The sequence below is a fragment of the Streptomyces sp. NPDC014891 genome, assembly GCF_043081085.1.
Lineage (GTDB): Bacteria > Actinomycetota > Actinomycetes > Streptomycetales > Streptomycetaceae > Streptomyces.
Map to the genome: position 1 here is coordinate 635,760 of NZ_JBIBWF010000003.1, position 16,091 is coordinate 651,850.

Below are 16,091 nucleotides of genomic sequence, written 5' to 3' on the forward strand. Positions count from 1 at the left end.
TGCGGCCCTCGCTCGCTACTGCGGTCCCGGCAGCAGCGTCTCTGGTCCGGCCGGAGCGGTGTCCACGGCCTTCGTCTTCGGGTTGCGGCGTTCTCTGCGGGCCACCCAGGTGGCGAACCAGGAGAGCAGCATGCACATCCCGATGTAGATCGGTGAGATCACCAGGACGACCGGGATGAACGGCAGGTCGTAGTCCAGGTTGGAGGCGATCAGTTTGCCCGCGTGCAGGAACTCCTCGTAGGTGATGAGGAATCCGAGCGAGGTGTCCTTGAGGGCGACCACCAGCTGGCTGATGATGGCGGGGAGCATCGCGCGGACGGCCTGCGGCACCAGGACGTAGGTCATGACCTGGGTCTTGCGCATGCCGAGGGCGTACGCGGCCTCGCCCTGGCCGCGGGCGACGGCGTGGATGCCGGTGCGGAAGACCTCCGCGAGCACCGAGCCGTTGTAGAGGGTCAGTCCGGCGACGAGCGCCGGGAGCGCCTGCACCTGGAGCGCCACGAAGATGAAGAAGATCATCACGAGGACGGGCATGGCGCGGAAGAACTCGACGAGCACGGTCGAGGTCCAGCGGATCACCCGGTGCTCGGAGAGGCGTCCGGTGGCCAGGACCGCGCCCAGGACCAGGGACAGCACGGCGGCGTAGGCGAAGGCCTTCAGGGTGTTGCCGAGGCCTTCGAGCAGCAGCCGCTGGATGCCCTCGTAGAGGAAGGGCGACCACTTGGTGGAGGTGAACTGGTCGTTGTCGAAGAGGAGATAGAGGATCCAGGCGGCGAGCGCGAGGATCACCACGGTGGAGGCGATGCCGTAGAGCAGGTGGCGGCGCCGGGCGTGCGGGCCGGGGATGTCGTAGAGGGCGGTGGAATCGGTCATCGGGCGACTCCCCAGCGCTTCTCGAGGACGTTGAAGAGGGCGCTGATGGTGAGGGTGATGATGAGGTATCCGACGGCGATCCAGACGAAGGTCCAGACGATGTTGTAACCGAGTTCGCTCAGGGTCTTGTAGGTGCCGAGGAGTTCGGTGACGCTGAACGCGCCGGCGATGGCCGAGTTCTTGGCGAGGGCGATCAGTGTCGAGCCGATCGGCGGGATGACGGTGCGGAAGGCCTGCGGCAGGACGACCGAGCCGAGGGACTGGGTGAAGCTCATCCCCAGGCTGCGGGCGGCCTCGCCCTGTCCCCGCGGCACCGTGTTGATGCCGGAGCGCAGGACCTCGCAGATGAAGGCCGAGGTGTAGCAGCCGAGCGCGAGGACCGCGAAGAGCTTGAAGGGCAGCACGAGCCCGAAGCGGGGCAGGCCCAGCATGACGGCGAAGAACAGCAGGGTCAGCGGGGTGTTGCGCAGGACGGTGACCCAGACCGTGCCGAAGACGCGGAAGGAGCCCACGGGGGCGACCCGGAACGAGGCCATGAGGAAGCCCAGTACCAGGGCCAGGGCAGAGGCGTAGACGGTGAGTTCGACGGTGCCGAGGAATCCCTCGGCGTACAGCGAGAAGTTGTCCGTCAGGACGTCCATGTCGGGAGTCTCCTCTCGTCAGTTCGCCGGGTAGCGGTCGATGGGGGGCGGGGTCGGGGCGGGCACCCCGGAGAGGCCGAGGGTGGCGTCGTAGGCCTTCTTCCAGTCGCCGTTCTTCTCGTGGAAGGTGAGGGCGTCGTCGAGGGCGAACCGCAGGGCGTTGTCGTTGCGGGGGACGCCGATGCCGTACGGCTCCTCGGAGAACGGCTTGCCGACCACCTTGAGTTCGTCGGGGACCTTGGCTGCGTAGCCCAGCAGGATCGTGTCGTCGGTGGTGACCGCGTCGACCTGGTAGGTCAGCAGGTTGTCCACGCAGGCGGAGTACGTGTCGTAGGCGACGAGTTCGGCCTGCGGGAACTCCTTCTCGATGCGCTGGTACGGGGTCGAGCCGGCGGCCGAGCAGACCCGCTTCCCGGCCAGGTCCTGCGGGCCGTGGATGTCGTTCTCGTCGGAGCGGACGAGGAGGGACTGGCCGGCCAGGTAGTAGGGCCCGGCGAAGCCGACGAGCTTCTTGCGGTTGTCGTTGATGGTGTAGGTGCCGACGTAGTAGTCGATCTGGCCGTTCTGCAGGGCGGTCTCGCGGTTGGCCGAAGCGATGGTGCGGAAGTCGATCTGGTCCGGCTCGAAGCCGAGGGAGGCCGCCATCATCTTGGCGATCTCGATGTCGAAGCCGGAGTACCGGCCGGTGGCCGGGTCCCTCTCCCCCATGTACGGCTGGTCCTCCTTGACGCCGACGACGAGCCGGCCGCGCTTCTTCGCCCGGGTCCAGGTGCTGGACTCCGGCAGCGTGAAGTCCGACTGGACCTGGTAGACCGGGAGTTCGTCGGGCTGCGGGCCCTTGACGGGCGGGCTGCCGTCCCGGCCGCAGCCGGCGAGCGCCGCCGTCAGGGCGAGCAGCAGGGCGAGGACGGCCGGGGCGCGGTACGTACGCTGCATGATCCCCACCCGCTCAGTGCTTGAGGATCTTGGAGAGGAAGTCCTTGGCCCGCTCGCTGCGCGGGGCGGTGAAGAACTCCTCCGGGACGCGGTCCTCGACGATCCTCCCGTCGGCCATGAAGACGACCCGGTCGGCCGCCGAGCGGGCGAAGCCCATCTCGTGGGTGACGACCACCATCGTCATCCCCTCGTGGGCGAGTTGCTGCATGACGTCGAGCACCTCGTTGATCATCTCCGGGTCGAGGGCCGAGGTCGGCTCGTCGAAGAGGAGCGCCTTGGGGTCCATGGCGAGGGCGCGGGCGATGGCCACGCGCTGCTGCTGGCCGCCGGAGAGCTGGGCGGGGTACTTGTCGGCGTGTGCGGCGAGTCCGACCCGTTCGAGGAGTTCGCGCGAACGCCGGTCCGCCTCCTCTTTCTTGCGCTTCCGGACCTTGATCTGGGCGAGGGACACGTTGGCCAGGACGGTCTTGTGCTGGAAGAGGTTGAACGACTGGAACACCATGCCGACCTCGGCGCGGAGGCGGGCGAGGGCCCTGCCCTCCTCGGGGATCGGCGTCCCGTCGATGACGATCTCGCCCGACTCCACGCTCTCCAGGCGGTTCATCGCCCGGCAGAGGGTGGACTTGCCGGATCCCGAGGGACCGATGACGACGACCACCTCCCCCCGGCCGACGGTCAGATCGATGGACTGGAGGACGTGCAACGTGCCGTAGTGCTTGTTCACGCCACGCAGTTCGATCAGCGGATCGACGACGGCCATACGCTGCCCTGCCCCATTTCTCAGCGGTGTCGAGTCAGCGCAAGCTATCCACCAGAAAAGGGACTTCACGCCCGACACGCATGAAACCTCAATAAGCCGTATTTACTGCAAGAGGGTGGTGCGAGGCGGGGGCGAGCGGGCCCGGGCGGGGTGCCGGGATCAGTATTCGGCGGCTTCGGCGTAGGTCTGGGAGAGCTCCGGCGAGCCCGTCATCGCCCAGTCCAGACCGGCCTCGACGACCTGGATCTCGCGGCCGGAGGCGAGTCGCACCACGGGGCCGCCGCCGGGCCACACCTGCCAGCGCGCGCCGGGCACGTTCCGCACGATCACGGTGCCGAGGTAGAGCCCGGCGTCGTTCCCGATCCAGGGCAGCTCCTCCGGATCGTCACGCCAGCGGGGCGGCAGCTGGTCGAGCTCCTGGAGGGAGCGCGGGGTGTCGTCGAGCGCCACTCCGGACTGTGCCACCCGGGCGCGCAGCAGCTCGCACTCGGCGAGCAGCTCGGCCACCCCGTCGGGGTCGCGGTCGAAGGCCTCGGCCAGCGGCGACTCGGCCGGCTCGGCCGTGTGGCGCTTGAGCCAGTTGTCCAGGAATGGAATGTTCATCCGAACAGCCTCGCACCGTCACCTCCCGGTCGACCACCCGGCGCGCGGAGTCCGTTCCCGCCGCCGGGTGGTTCCCGGTCCGCTACACGCCGAGGTCGACCACGACGGGCGCGTGGTCCGAGGCGCCCTTGCCCTTGCGCTCCTCGCGGTCGACGTAGCTGTCGGTGACGGCCTCGGCGAAGGCCTTGTTGCCGTAGACGAGGTCGATGCGCATGCCCCGGTTCTTGGGGAAGGCGAGCTGCCGGTAGTCCCAGTACGTGTAGGGGTGGTCGTACTTGAGGGGGCGCGGGACCACGTCGGACAGACCGGTCTCGCGGAGGCCCGCGAGGGCGGCCCGCTCCGGCTCCGTCACGTGCGTCAGCCCCTCGAAGGCCGACCGGTCCCAGACGTCGTCGTCGGTCGGCGCGATGTTGTAGTCGCCGAGGACCGCGAAGGGCCGGTCCCCCGCCGCGTCGTCCGCGACGGCCGCCTTCAGTGCGTCGAGCCAGCGCAGCTTGTACGCGTAGTGCTCGTGCTCGACCTCGCGGCCGTTGGGCACGTAGACCGACCAGACGCGGACCGGGCCGCAGGTCGCGGAGATCGCACGGGGCTCGTCGGCGGCGTCGTACTCCGGGCCGCCGGGCAGGCCCGTGACCACGTCGGCGAGTCCGACCCGGGAGACCAGCGCCACGCCGTTCCACCGGCCCGTGGCGTGGACCACGGACTCGTACCCGAGGGCGCGCAGCTCCTCGGTGGGGAACTGCTCGGCGGTGCACTTGGTCTCCTGGATGCACAGCACGTCCGTGCCGCTGCTCTCCAGCCAGGCGAGGAGCCGGGGCAGTCGGGCGGTGATCGAATTGACGTTCCAGGTGGCGATGCGCATGGGCGCAAGCCTACGTGCGGGGTCCGACAATCGGCGCCGTGCCGGGCGGGGAGCGGGTCCCGCGCCCGGCGGCGGGCTCAGACCTCGGCGGAGCCGCCCGGTGCGAGGCGCTGGTGGTCGGTGCCCCCGAGCGCGCCGATCTGACGGTCGTAGATCGGCCGCGCCAGGTCGGTGAGCAGCGCGTCGTGGATGTCGTACGCCCGGCGCGGGCGCACCTCCCGGACGTAGTCGATGACCTCCGAGATCTTGTTCCACGGGGCCATGACGGGGAGCAGCAGCGTCTCCACGGGGTGGTCGGGCACGGTGAGCGCGTCTCCGGGGTGGAAGACGGCGCCGCCGTCGACCAGGTACCCCACGTTGGTGATGCGGGGCATGTCCGGGTGGATCACCGCGTGCAGCTCGCCGTGCACCTGGACGTCGAAGCCCGCCGCGGTGAACGCGTCACCGTGACCGACGGTGTGCACGCGGCCGGGGAACGCCGCCGACAGCTGGTCGGCGACGCTCCGCAGCGTCCAGATCTCGGCGGCCGGGTTCGCCTCCAGGGCGGCCCGCAGGCGCCCCTCGTCGAAGTGGTCGGGGTGCTCGTGCGTCACCAGCAGGGCGTCGGCCCCGAGGACCGCGTCCTCCTCGGTGAACACGCCGGGGTCGAGGACGAGCGTCCGGCCGTCCTTCTCCAGCCGCACGCACGCGTGGGACTTCTTCGTCAGCTTCACGGGGCCCAGGCTACGCCGGGGGCGTCGTCTCCTCCTCGACGACGCGGGCGACCACCCGCAGCGCGGTCTCGGCGGCGGGGAAGCCGCAGTACACGCCCGCGTGGAGCACGATCTCGCGGAGCTCCTCGGCGGACAGTCCGTTGCGGAGGGCCGCGCGGGTGTGGTCGGCGAGGGCGTCCCGGTGGCCGCCGGCGATGAGGGCCGTCAGGGTCACGACGCTCCGGGTGCGCCGGTCCAGGCCGTCACGGCTCCACACCTCGCCCCAGGCGTACCGGGTGACGAGCTCCTGGAAGGCCCCGCCGGCGCCGTCGGCGCCGTCGGCGAGCGCCCGGTCCACGTGGGCGTCGCCGAGGACCTCGCGGCGCAGCGCGAGCCCCGTCGGGTACGGGTCGGGGCGGCCGGCCCCGACGGGCTCGGCGTCCGGGGCGGGCTCGGCCGGGGGCGCCGGGGCCGCCGGCTGCGGCGGAACGGTCAGGGTGCCGCTGGTGTCGGGGGCGGTGCCGGCGAAGTGCTCGATGAGCAGGTCGGTGACGGCGGCGGGCTGCTCGACGGGCGCCAGGTGCGAGGCCCCGGGGACGACGGCGAGGCGGGCGTCGGGGATGCCCGCCACCAGGGTGCGGGCCTCGGCGGGGCCGGTGACCTGGTCCTCCGATCCGACGAGGACGAGGGCGGGGACGGCGATCCGTTCGAGAGCCTCCCGGACGTCGAAGACGGCGAGGGCCTCGCAGGCGGCGATGTAGCAGGCGGGGTCGGTCGTCCGGACCATCTGCACGGCCCAGTCCACGATCGCGGGCTGCGCACCGGCGAACAGCGCGGTGAACCACCGCTCGGGCGCGGTGCGGGCCATCGGCTCCAGGCCGTTGGCGCGGACGATGACACCGCGCTGGCGGAACTCGTCGGCGCTGCCGAACCGGGGCGAGGTGGCGACCAGGGCGAGGGAGGCGACCCGGTGGGGGGCGCGCAGGGCCAGGTCGAGGCCGACGGCGCCGCCGAGGGAGCAGCCCGCGTACCCGAAGCGCTGGACGCCGATCGTGTCGAGGGTGGCGAGCAGCCGGTCGCCGAGCTCGGCGACGGAGCTGAAGGGTTCGGCGGGCGCGCCGCCGTGCCCGGGCAGGTCGAAGCGGACGACCCGCCAGTCGCGGGTGAGGTCCGGTATCTGCCGGTCCCACATGTGCCACGTGGTGCCCAGGGAGGGCCCGATGACCAGGACCGGGGCGTCCTCTCGCCCGTCGACGCGGTATTGCAGGGTGTTCGTCGGTGTCTCACTCACCGCAAGACCCTCTCATCTTTCACCGCCGCCGGGGCGACCGGGGGCGGGATCGGGCCGCCGCGGCCGGCGCCCCGCACCCCGCGCCCCTCGGCCCGGCCGCCCCGGGCTCCCCCGCTCGGGGGCCTCGCTCAGGCGCGGCGCGCCGGGTCGTGGGCCTGGTCCTGCTGCCTTCCGTGGTCCTCGTCCGGTCCGCCGAGGCCCTCCGGAGCGGCGGGGCGCGGCGGGACGACGGGCGGGGCGGCCGTGTCGGGCCGGCCGCGGCGGCCGGCGACCCAGGCGGCGACGGGTTCGGTGAAGCGGGCGGTCAGGGGCCCGATGACCACGAGGATCAGGACGTACGCGGTGGCGAGCGGGCCCATCGCCGGTTCGATTCCGGCCGTGACGGCGAGGCCGGCGATGACGATGGAGAACTCGCCGCGCGCCACGAGCGTGCCGCCGGCCCGCCAGCGGCCCTTGACGCCGATCCCGGCGCGCTTGGCCGCCCAGTAGCCGGTGGCGATCTTCGTGCCCGCCGTCACCGCGGCGAGGGCCAGTGCGGGCAGCAGCACGGGCGGGATGCTCGCGGGATCGGTGTGCAGGCCGAAGAAGACGAAGAAGACCGCGGCGAACAGGTCCCGGAGCGGACTGAGCAGGGCGTGGGTGCCCTCGGCGACCTCGCCGGAGAGGGCGATGCCGACGAGGAAGGCGCCGACGGCCGCGGAGACCTGGAGCTGCTGGGCGATGCCCGCGACGAGCAGGGTCAGGCCGAGGACGACGAGGAGGAGCTTCTCGGGGTCGTCGCTGGAGACGAAGCGGGAGATGTGGCGCCCGAAGCGGACCGCGACGAACAGGACCGCTCCGGCGACGCCGAGGGCGATGGCCAGGGTCGCGCTGCCGGCGGCGAAGCTGACCCCGGCGAGGAGGGCGGTGATGATCGGCAGGTAGACCGCCATCGCGAGGTCCTCGAGGACCAGGACGGAGAGGATGACCGGGGTCTCGCGGTTGCCGACCCGGCCCAGGTCGCCCATGACCTTGGCGATGACCCCGGAGGAGGAGATCCAGGTGACGCCTGCCAGGACGACGGCGGCGACCGGCCCCCAGCCCATCAGCAGGGCGGCGACGGCGCCGGGCACGGCGTTGAGGCCGAAGTCGACGAGTCCGGCCGGGTACTGCGTCTTGAGGTTGGAGACCAGGTCGGACGCCGTGTACTCCAGGCCGAGCATCAGCAGCAGGAGGATCACGCCTATCTCGGCGCCGATCGCGACGAACTCCTCGCTGGCCCCCATGGGCAGCAGCCCGCCGGTGCCGAAGGCGAGGCCGGCCAGGAGGTAGAGGGGGATGGGCGAGAACTTGAGGCGTCCGGCGACCCGGCCCAGCAGGCCGAGGCCGAGGATGATCGCGCCGAACTCGATGAGGAAGAGGGCGGAGTGCACAGGCGTCACTCCCGTCCGAGTACGGAGGCCGCGGCGTCGACGCCTTCGCGGGTGCCGATCACGATGAGGGTGTCCCCGCCGGCGAGGCGGAAGTCCGGCGCGGGCGAGGGCCGGGCCTCCGCGCGCCGCAGCACGGCCACGATCGACGCGCCGGTCTCGGTCCGCATCCGCGTCTCCCCCAGCACCTTGCCGTTCCAGTAGGAGTGGGCGGAGAGCTCGATCCGTTCGGCCACCAGCCCGAGATCGGTGGTGTGCAGGACGTTGGGGCTGTGGTGGGCCGGCATCAGCGCGTCGATGAGCGAGGCCGTCTCGGCGCCCGTCAGGTGCAGGGACTGCGCGCAGGCGTCGGGGTCGTCCGCCCGGTAGAGGCTCACCGTCCGGGTGCCGTCGCGGTGCGCGACCACGGAGAGGTGGCGGTGCTCGCGGGTGGTGAGGTCGTACTGGACCCCGATGCCGGGCAGTGGTGTGGTGCTCATGCGTGGAGCAGGCACGGTCGTCCCCCTCGTGTTCGTCTGGTACGTGGCGCCGGCGCGGCGGCAGCCGGCTCCGGGGCAGGAGGACGCCGCACGGCGGGGGCCATCGTGCCACTTTCCGCGTGGCTGAAATATGGGTGTCGGCACGGATGGACACCTCCCTTTCCGGGGCGTGACGATGGGCTGGGGAAGTGGACTCCGTCGCAGGTCAGACCAGCCGGGGGTCCGCCGCGCGGGTGATCGCGGTCTCGACGGCCGTGAGGCGGTCGGCGAGCAGGCCCAGGGCGGCGACCGCGCGGGCGAGAGGGTCGCCCTCGGACCCGCCGAGCGCCCGGGTCCGCGCGTGGGCGGCGAGGATCTCCGTCCAGCGGTCCGCCTGCGCGGGGGTGAGCGTGCCGCGGAGCGCGGCGAGCTTGAGCAGGTTGGCCTCTGCCTCGGTGGTGAGGGTCTGGGCCTCGGCCGTGTAGTGGTCGTCGACGAGGGCGTCCAGCTCGGCGGCGTTCATGGCGGGCGAGATCCGGGCGGCGATCCTGTTCATGGTGCGGTACGAGCCCTGGAGCCGGAACGGCGGCTCGGTGCGGGCCTCGTCGGCGACGGCGGCCGAGGCGATGTACTCCGCGTTGACCGCGAGCACGGTCGCGCGCGCGGTCAGGACGTGGCGGAGCACGGCGAGGACCTGGTCGAGTTCGGCGGGGGCGTAGGGGTGGGCGAGCCGGTCGCGGCGCGCCGTCGGGTCGTCCGCCGCCAGCCGGGTCAGGAGTTCCAGGTCGGCGCGGTCCCGCCCGGCGAGCGGGGCGAGGACCGGGTGGGAGGTGAGGGCGTTCTCGACGAAGCTGAGGGCGAAGGCCTCCTCCTTCCCGGTCAGCACGTCTCCGAGGTTCCACACGTCGGCCCGGTTGGCCAGCATGTCCGGGACGCGGAAGGCGCGTCCGGACTCGGTGTACGGGTTTCCGGCCATGCACACGGCGAAGCGCTTCCCGCGCAGGTCGTGGCCGTTCAGCGTGCGGGTGGCGTCGCAGAGGGGGATGAACTTCTGCAGGAACTCCGGCGAGGTGTGCTGGATGTCGTCGAGGTACAGCAGGACGTTGCTGCCCGCCGCCAGGGCGAAGGCGATCTTCTCCAGTTCCCGGCGGGCGGTCGCGTCGGGGGCCTCGGCGGGGTCGAGCGAGGTCGTGCGCTGTCCCAGCGCGGGGCCGTCGACCTTCACGAGGAGCAGTCCGAGGCGTTCGGCGACGTACTCGATCAGCGTGGTCTTGCCGTAGCCGGGCGGCGAGAGGAGGAGGAGCAGGCCGTGGGAGCCGGTGCGCCCTGCGTCCCCGGCCGCGCCGAGCTGTCTGGCGAGGCCGTCGCCGACGAGCGGGAGGTAGACCTCGTCGACGAGCCGGTTGCGGACGAAGGACGCCATGACGCGGGGCCGGTGGTCGTCCAGGCGGAGCCGGGTGCGCTCGGCGGCGACGAGCCGGGCGCGGTGCTCCTGGTAGGCGCGAAAGGCGGGCACCTCGTCGGCGGCGAACGCCCCGGTGCGGGCGAGGAACTCGTCGAGGCGGATCTCCAGCGCGCCCCCCTGCACGCGGGGGTGGCTGCCGAGCAGTCCGGTGACCGTGGCCGTGGTCGGGGCGTCGGCCTCGTACCGGTCGAGGTCCGGGCAGAGTTCGACGGCGACGGCCTCGGCGAGGACGCCCGCGTCGGCCGGCCCGCCCCGCGCCGCCGCGTACGAGCCGAGCCAGGCCTCGACGAGTCCGCGGCGGGCTCCGGGCTCCGTGACGGCGGCGAGGGCCTCGTCGTACCCGGAGGTGCCGACGGCGCGGCGGAAGGAGTCGAGCAGGGTCCGCGCCGCGCCGGAGAGGGCGAATCCCTGGGGCGCGGCAGCGAGTTCGGCGACCAGGTAGGCGGCCGCCGTGGCGTCGCCGGTCTCCTCGGCCAGTTCCCGTCGCAGGCCGTCGAGGGCGGTCTCCGTGCCGAAGAGGTCGCGGGCCCGGGTCAGGGAGGCCGCGCGGCGGGTCCACTGGTCCCGGGTCTCGGGGGTGGTGGCGTGGGCCCAGAAGTCCTGGGCCGCTGCGCGGGCGGCTCCGGGGTGGCGGAGGAGTCCCGCCCCGTCGCCCAGGGCGAGTACCGCTTCCAGGATCGCCGCGGCGTCGTGGTCGTGGACGCCGCGCTCGTACCCCTCGTCGTAGGCGGCCTCGGCGGCGCGTCGGGCGAGGGCGGGCAGGTCCGCGTCCGCCAGCTCGGCCGGTCCGTGCGCGGACAGCAGTCGGGCGGCCAGGTGCTCGGCCCGGTAGACCTCGGGCGACTCCGAGGGCAGGGTCCGCTGCCAGAGGGGGCGCGTCCCGGCGAGGGCCGGGTCGGTGACGGGTGCCCGGTAGTCGGTTCCGGTCAGGGCGAGGACGAGGGTGTCCCCGTGCGGGACGAGGGTCAGTTCGGGGGCCTGGCGGTTGACGGCGAAGCGGTGCCGCCCGAGCCTGAGGGTGTCGCCGCCGTCCGCGAAGAGCTCGACGCGGTCGCGGAGCGCCCGTGCCGCCTCCTGGCGGGCGGCGCCGAGTCGGCCCTCCAGTTCCTCGGCGCGTACCTGGTCGCCGAGTTCGCGCAGGGTGTCGGCGGTGCGCCGGACCTTGGCGACCATGGGGTCGGAGGCGAAGTAGGTGTGCACCGCGTCCCGGTCGCCCAGGGTCGCGGCCCGGCGGGCGATCGTCTCCAGCACCCGGCCCGCGGAGAGCGCGAGTTGCTCGGTGCGGCGGGCGCGGGCGTCCTGGAGGGACTGCCTGCGGGCGGTGAAGGCGTCGTGGATCGAGCCGCGCCGCTCGGCGATGTCGGCGACGAAGCCGTCGTGTTCGGCGAAGCGGGACTCCAGGTCCTCCAGGTGGAGCAGGAGTCTGCCGAGCTGTTCGTCGCAGGCGTCGGGGGTGTCCGCGGCGGCCAGCGCCCCGGTGACGGCCTGGCCGAGCAGGGCCGTCTCGGCGGCGAACTCGTCCCGGCCCTCGCGGTCGAGGAGTTCGGCTCGGCGGGCGGCGAGGACGGCGCGGGCGCCGTTCAGTTCGCCCAGGACCTCGGCGATGCGGGCGAGGATGGAGGTCCTGACGGTGGCGTCGCCGATGTCGAGCCCGGCGACGGTCTCGCTGAGCGTCCGCAGGCCCGCGGTGTCCGCGTCGAGCCGCTCCGCGAGCGGGGCCGTCCCGGCGACGGTGGTGACCGCCCCGGCCTCGGCCGCCAGTCGCCGCGCCTCGGTGCCGTGGGCGGTGAAGGCGTCCTCGCGGCGGAGGAAGGCGACGGCCCGCCGGGCGGTCGCGTCGATGTCGGTGCCGACGCTCCGGGAGAGGGCGCCGACAGCGTCCGTGTCGGCGTACCGCATCTCCCCGAGGGTGGCCAGGCGGCCCTGTTCCCCGCGGAGTTCGGTGATCCTGGAGATCCACTCGGCGGCCGTGGCGGGGGCTTCCCCCCGGACCCGGCGGACCAGTGCGCCGATCCTTCGGGTGGATTCGTCCAGCGCCTCGGCGGCCTGCCGGGTGAGCGTGCTCACGGTCTCGAACTCGGCGAGGACCTGCGCGGCGGTGGAGCGGAGCTCGTTCAGGGGGGAGCCGAGGTCCCCGAGGTCGGGGTCGCCCAGCCAGTGGTGGACGTCGCCCGCGCGCACGCAGGCGGCGACGAGGGCCTCGTACACCTCGCCGGCGGGGGTGAGTTCGGCGGCCTGCCGGGCGATCGACAGGCAGTCCGCGATGCCGCGGACGAGGTCGGCGTTGCCGACGCGGGCCAGGGGCCCGTCGTCCGCGGTGGTCACGTGGGTGTCGGAGACGTACGGCGTGCGCCAGAGCTGCACCGGGTGGACCCGTCCCGGTTCGCCCGCTCCGCCGCGCAGCACGGCCATGGTGCCGTCGTCGAGGAGCGCGTAGCCGGTGCAGGCGACCGGGGTCGCGATCTCCTTGCGGATCAGGTGGTACGGAAGGAGGAGGGTGCGGCCCTCCGCCCGGGCACGGAAGACGAAGAGGAGGTCCTCACCGTCGGGGGACCGGACGGTCCGGTCGTAGGCCAGCCCCGCGGTGTCGGTGTCGAAGGTCCGTACGGCCCCGGAGGCCAGGCAGTAGCCGCCGGGGAACACGATCCCCTCGTCGTCGGGCAGCCGCAGGCACGCCTGTCCGAGGGCGTCCAGCCTCACCACGCCGCCGGTCAGGGTGTTGTAGACGAGGTGGCGGCGGACCTCCTCCTTGTACGGGCGGACCCGCACGAGGATCAGGGCGCCGACGACCGCGTAGGCCACCTCGGCGTCGGCCGGGGACTGCAGCGGCTCGTCGACCGGCTCCGTGTGGACGCCCTCGGCCGTCTCGGTGTCGTTCTCCGTCTTGAGCGTCAGGGCGCCGCCGGCCGTGGAGACGTGGAGGCGGCCGCCGAGCGAGATGTGCGGGTGGCGGCCCGGCACGTGGTCCTCGCGGCTCGTCTCGGTCCATGCGACGTCCTGGGAGGGCGGGACGACGTGGTCGCGCTCGCCCCGCGCGTCGAGGAACCGCGTCTCGCCGTACGGTCCGACGGCCCAGCGCAGGACGCGGAGGTCGTCGGCCTGCTCCCCGGTGCGGAAGACGGCGAGCAGCCGGCCGTCCGTCCGGCGCAGCCGCAGCAGGCGGGCGCCCCGGAAGTAGCGGTGCAGGGCGGCGAACTCCCGGACGAAGGCCGGGTCGTCGAGGAGGCCCGGCACCGCGGTCGCGGGCAGCGGGTTCAGTTCGCGGTCGCAGAGGGTGAACACGTCGCCGACGGAGGTCCCGGACGGTTCCGCGGCCGACGGGTGGAAGCCGAGGAGCAGCAGGTCGTCGCCGACGGCGACGACGTCCCGGGGTGTGCCGGCGCGTCCGGTGCGGACGTGGACCGTGCCGGTGAGGCCCAGTTCGCCCGAGCCGAAGACCGCGGTGCGGGCCTCGTTGAGCCGTTCCGCCCGTCCGGCCAGTTCGCCGGCGTGCGCGGCGAGCCGGTCGCGCAGCACCGTGTAGGTGTCCCGGTCGATTCGGGCGCTCATCTCGTTCCGCTCCTTGTCCGTGGTGGGTGGGGGTCCGGTGCCGTCGACTCCCCCGTTCGCCGGCACCGGCCCCCTGGTGACCGCACCCCCGTGGCGGTCAGCTCGTGGCGGCGCCGTTCAGTGCCGCCGTCCCGGTGGCCGGGGCCGTCGCGGCCGGGACCGCGGTGTCCGGGGCGCCCGTCGCGGCGGGGCCGGCGGCGGGGGCGTCGAGCACACCGGACCCCATGACCTTCGCGAGCAGTGCCGAGACGCTGAGGTTCTGCACGTCGGCCGTGGACAGCGAACCGAGCACCTTGCCGAGGTCCTCGGTGAAGGAGCCCTCTCCGTTCAGCCACGGGCCGGCCAGCGTCCGCGCGGTCCGGGAGTGCTCGACGAAGCCGTCGACGGACTTGCCGAGGGAGACCGACTGCACGAGACGGTCGAGGAAGACCGACTCCCCTCCGACGATGTTGATGTCGGCGTGCTCCAGGCCCGTCGCGAGGACGGTGGCCTGCGCCTCGGCGACCTGCCGCTGCACGTCGAGTCCGGCGAGCCGGATGTCCTTCTCGGCCTCCAGCCGGAGGCGGTACTCCTCGTGCGTGCGGGACGCCTCGTCGAACGCGGCGACGGCGACGGCCTTCTGCTGGAGTCCCTCCGCCTCGGCCTTGAGCTTCTCGCCGATCGCGGTGGACTCGGCGAGCGCCCTGGCCCGCAGGCCCTCCGCCTCGGCACGCAGCCGCGCCTCGGTGGCCTCGGCCTCGGCACGTCCGGTCCGCTCGATCGCGTCGGCCTCCCGCTCACGGACCTGCGCGGCGGCCAGGCCCTCGGCGGCGGCCTCCGCCTGGACTCCCTCGGCGAGGCGGATCTTGGCCCGCGCCTCCATGTCGGCGGCCTTGTTGCGGGCCTCGGCGAGGGTGAGTTCCTCGGCGGCCCGGTGCACGGCGGCCTGCTCGGCCGCCTCCGCCGCCTTGATGTCCTTGACCAGCTTCTCCTGCGCCTCGGCCTCCGCGGCGATGACGATCGCCTGGCGGGTCCGCTCGGCCTCCTCGACCGCCCGCAGCCGCTTGATGGACTCCTCCTGCTCGGCGACCGTACGGTCCACGGCGACCCGCTCGCGGATCACCTCGGCGATCTCGCGGCGCTCCGCCTCGACCTCCTTCTCGGCCGAGATGCGGGTCAGTTCGGTCTCCCGGTCCCGTGCGATGACCTCCAGGAGCCGGTCCTTCTCGATCCGCTCGTTCTCGACGGCGATGACCCGCTCGCGGTTCTTCTGGGCCACGGCCACCTCGCGCGCCTGGTTCTCCCGCTGGATCCCGAGCTGCTCCTCGGTCTTGAGGAACGCGCTCTGCGCCCGCAGCCTCTCCTCCTCGACCACGCGGGCGGTCTCCGCCTCCTCGCGGGCCCGCGCGGTGTCGATCTCGCGCTTCTGCTTGATCTCGGCGTCGGCCTGGCGCCGTTCCAGCTCCAGGATGGCCTCGCGGGCGTCGACGTTCTGCCGGGTGATCTCCTTCTGCTCGTGCTGCCGGTACTCGTTCGTCCGGACGTTCTCCACGGCCGTCAGTTCGGTGATCTTGCGGATGCCCTGGGCGTCGAGGATGTTGCCCGGGTCGAGCTGGGCGAGCGGGGTCTGCTCCAGGTAGTCGATGGCGGCGTCCTCCAGGCTGTAGCCGTTGAGGTCGATGCCGATGATCTCGATGATCCGGAAGCGGAGTTCCTCGCGCTTGGTGTAGAGGTCGGTGAAGTCGAGCTGCTTGCCGACGGTCTTGAGCGCCTCGGAGAACTTCGCGTTGAACAGCTCCTGCAGCGTCTCCTTGTCGCTGGCACGGGCGGTGCCGATCGCCTGGGCGACCTTGATGACGTCCTCTACGGACTTGTTGACCCGGACGAAGAACGAGATGCGGATGTCGGCCCGGATGTTGTCGCGGCAGATCAGGCCGTCGCGGCCGGTCCGGGAGATCTCGATGGTCTTGACCGAGATGTCCATGACCTCGGCCTTGTGCAGCACGGGCAGGACGACCTGCCCGGTGAAGGTCACGTCGACCTTCCGCATCCTGGAGACGATCAGCGCCTTGCCCTGCTCCACCTTGCGGAAGAGCCGGCTGACGACGAGGACCAGCAGGAGGGTGATGAGCAGGGCAGCGGCGACGAACACGCCGATGCCCACGGTGATGGCATCCATGAAAGACCCCGTGTCGATGGAGGAAGGGAAAGGGGAGGCCGCGGGCTCGGGCGGCGGGCCGGGCACCGGACGGCGGGGGCGCTCCCGTGCGGGTGCGGCTCCCCGCGCCACCGAGGGTGCGGAGGGACGGCGCCACCCGGGGGCGGCGGCTCGGTCCCGGCTAGAAGGCCCCGGGCAGACCGGCGGCGTCCTGGCGGAAGGCCCCGGGTTCGTCGGGGAAGAGCTTGGCCGACGCCCGGGAGGCCGACTCGGCGGCGGCGAGGGCGGCGCCGGTCGGCGGCGCGGGGACGCCGAGGGCGCCGTACGAGTACTCCCCCATGGCCCCTCCCCCTGACACGTCGCCGTTTCCCTCTCCCGGCATCGAGCTCGCGCCCGTGCCCTTCCGCGACCCATC

Annotated in this window: 13 protein-coding genes; all 13 read right to left on the minus strand. The window is 72.9% G+C overall.

Annotated elements, in window-relative coordinates; all coding sequences use genetic code 11:
- Positions 1-15: 15 nt before the first annotated feature.
- Positions 16-873 carry an amino acid ABC transporter permease gene (locus ACF09E_RS11185; protein WP_392204892.1) on the minus strand — a complete coding sequence of 286 codons (858 nt, stop codon included), beginning with the start codon at positions 871-873 and terminating at the stop codon, positions 16-18.
- Positions 870-1,514, minus strand: coding sequence for an amino acid ABC transporter permease (locus ACF09E_RS11190; RefSeq protein ID WP_361856160.1), 645 nt, complete (start codon positions 1,512-1,514; stop codon positions 870-872). Before ACF09E_RS11190 ends, ACF09E_RS11185 begins: the two co-directional genes overlap by 4 nt.
- An 18-nt stretch (positions 1,515-1,532) precedes the next feature.
- Positions 1,533-2,450 (minus strand): glutamate ABC transporter substrate-binding protein, encoded by a 918-nt coding sequence (locus ACF09E_RS11195; RefSeq protein ID WP_392204893.1) that lies wholly within the window; start codon positions 2,448-2,450, stop codon positions 1,533-1,535.
- 13 nt (positions 2,451-2,463) lie between these two features.
- Entirely contained in the window at positions 2,464-3,210 is a 747-nt protein-coding gene (locus ACF09E_RS11200; protein ID WP_392204894.1) for an amino acid ABC transporter ATP-binding protein, read from the minus strand.
- Between the two features lie 159 nt (positions 3,211-3,369).
- Positions 3,370-3,813 carry a DUF6278 family protein gene (locus ACF09E_RS11205; RefSeq protein WP_392204895.1) on the minus strand — a complete coding sequence of 148 codons (444 nt, stop codon included), beginning with the start codon at positions 3,811-3,813 and terminating at the stop codon, positions 3,370-3,372.
- 82 nt (positions 3,814-3,895) lie between these two features.
- Positions 3,896-4,675 carry an exodeoxyribonuclease III gene (locus ACF09E_RS11210; RefSeq protein WP_392204896.1) on the minus strand — a complete coding sequence of 260 codons (780 nt, stop codon included), beginning with the start codon at positions 4,673-4,675 and terminating at the stop codon, positions 3,896-3,898.
- Positions 4,676-4,752: 77 nt separating this feature from the next.
- Complete coding sequence (locus ACF09E_RS11215) at positions 4,753-5,388, minus strand: MBL fold metallo-hydrolase (RefSeq protein WP_361856145.1); 636 nt, start codon at positions 5,386-5,388, stop codon at positions 4,753-4,755.
- 10 nt (positions 5,389-5,398) lie between these two features.
- Positions 5,399-6,658 (minus strand): alpha/beta fold hydrolase, encoded by a 1,260-nt coding sequence (locus tag ACF09E_RS11220; protein WP_392204897.1) that lies wholly within the window; start codon positions 6,656-6,658, stop codon positions 5,399-5,401.
- A gap of 128 nt (positions 6,659-6,786) precedes the next feature.
- Positions 6,787-8,070: a cation:proton antiporter gene (locus ACF09E_RS11225; protein ID WP_392205020.1), complete on the minus strand. Its 1,284-nt coding sequence runs from the start codon at positions 8,068-8,070 to the stop codon at positions 6,787-6,789.
- A 5-nt stretch (positions 8,071-8,075) separates the two neighbouring features.
- The gene (locus ACF09E_RS11230) at positions 8,076-8,561 is read right to left on the minus strand and encodes a TrkA C-terminal domain-containing protein (protein WP_361857178.1); all 486 of its coding nucleotides are present in this window, start codon (positions 8,559-8,561) and stop codon (positions 8,076-8,078) included.
- Between the two features lie 190 nt (positions 8,562-8,751).
- Positions 8,752-13,539, minus strand: coding sequence for a DNA repair ATPase (locus ACF09E_RS11235; RefSeq protein ID WP_392204898.1), 4,788 nt, complete (start codon positions 13,537-13,539; stop codon positions 8,752-8,754).
- A gap of 97 nt (positions 13,540-13,636) precedes the next feature.
- Positions 13,637-15,697 carry a flotillin family protein gene (locus ACF09E_RS11240; protein ID WP_392204899.1) on the minus strand — a complete coding sequence of 687 codons (2,061 nt, stop codon included), beginning with the start codon at positions 15,695-15,697 and terminating at the stop codon, positions 13,637-13,639.
- Positions 15,698-15,857: 160 nt separating this feature from the next.
- The gene (locus ACF09E_RS11245; RefSeq protein WP_392204900.1) at positions 15,858-16,016 is read right to left on the minus strand and encodes a hypothetical protein; all 159 of its coding nucleotides are present in this window, start codon (positions 16,014-16,016) and stop codon (positions 15,858-15,860) included.
- Positions 16,017-16,091 lie beyond the last annotated feature (75 nt).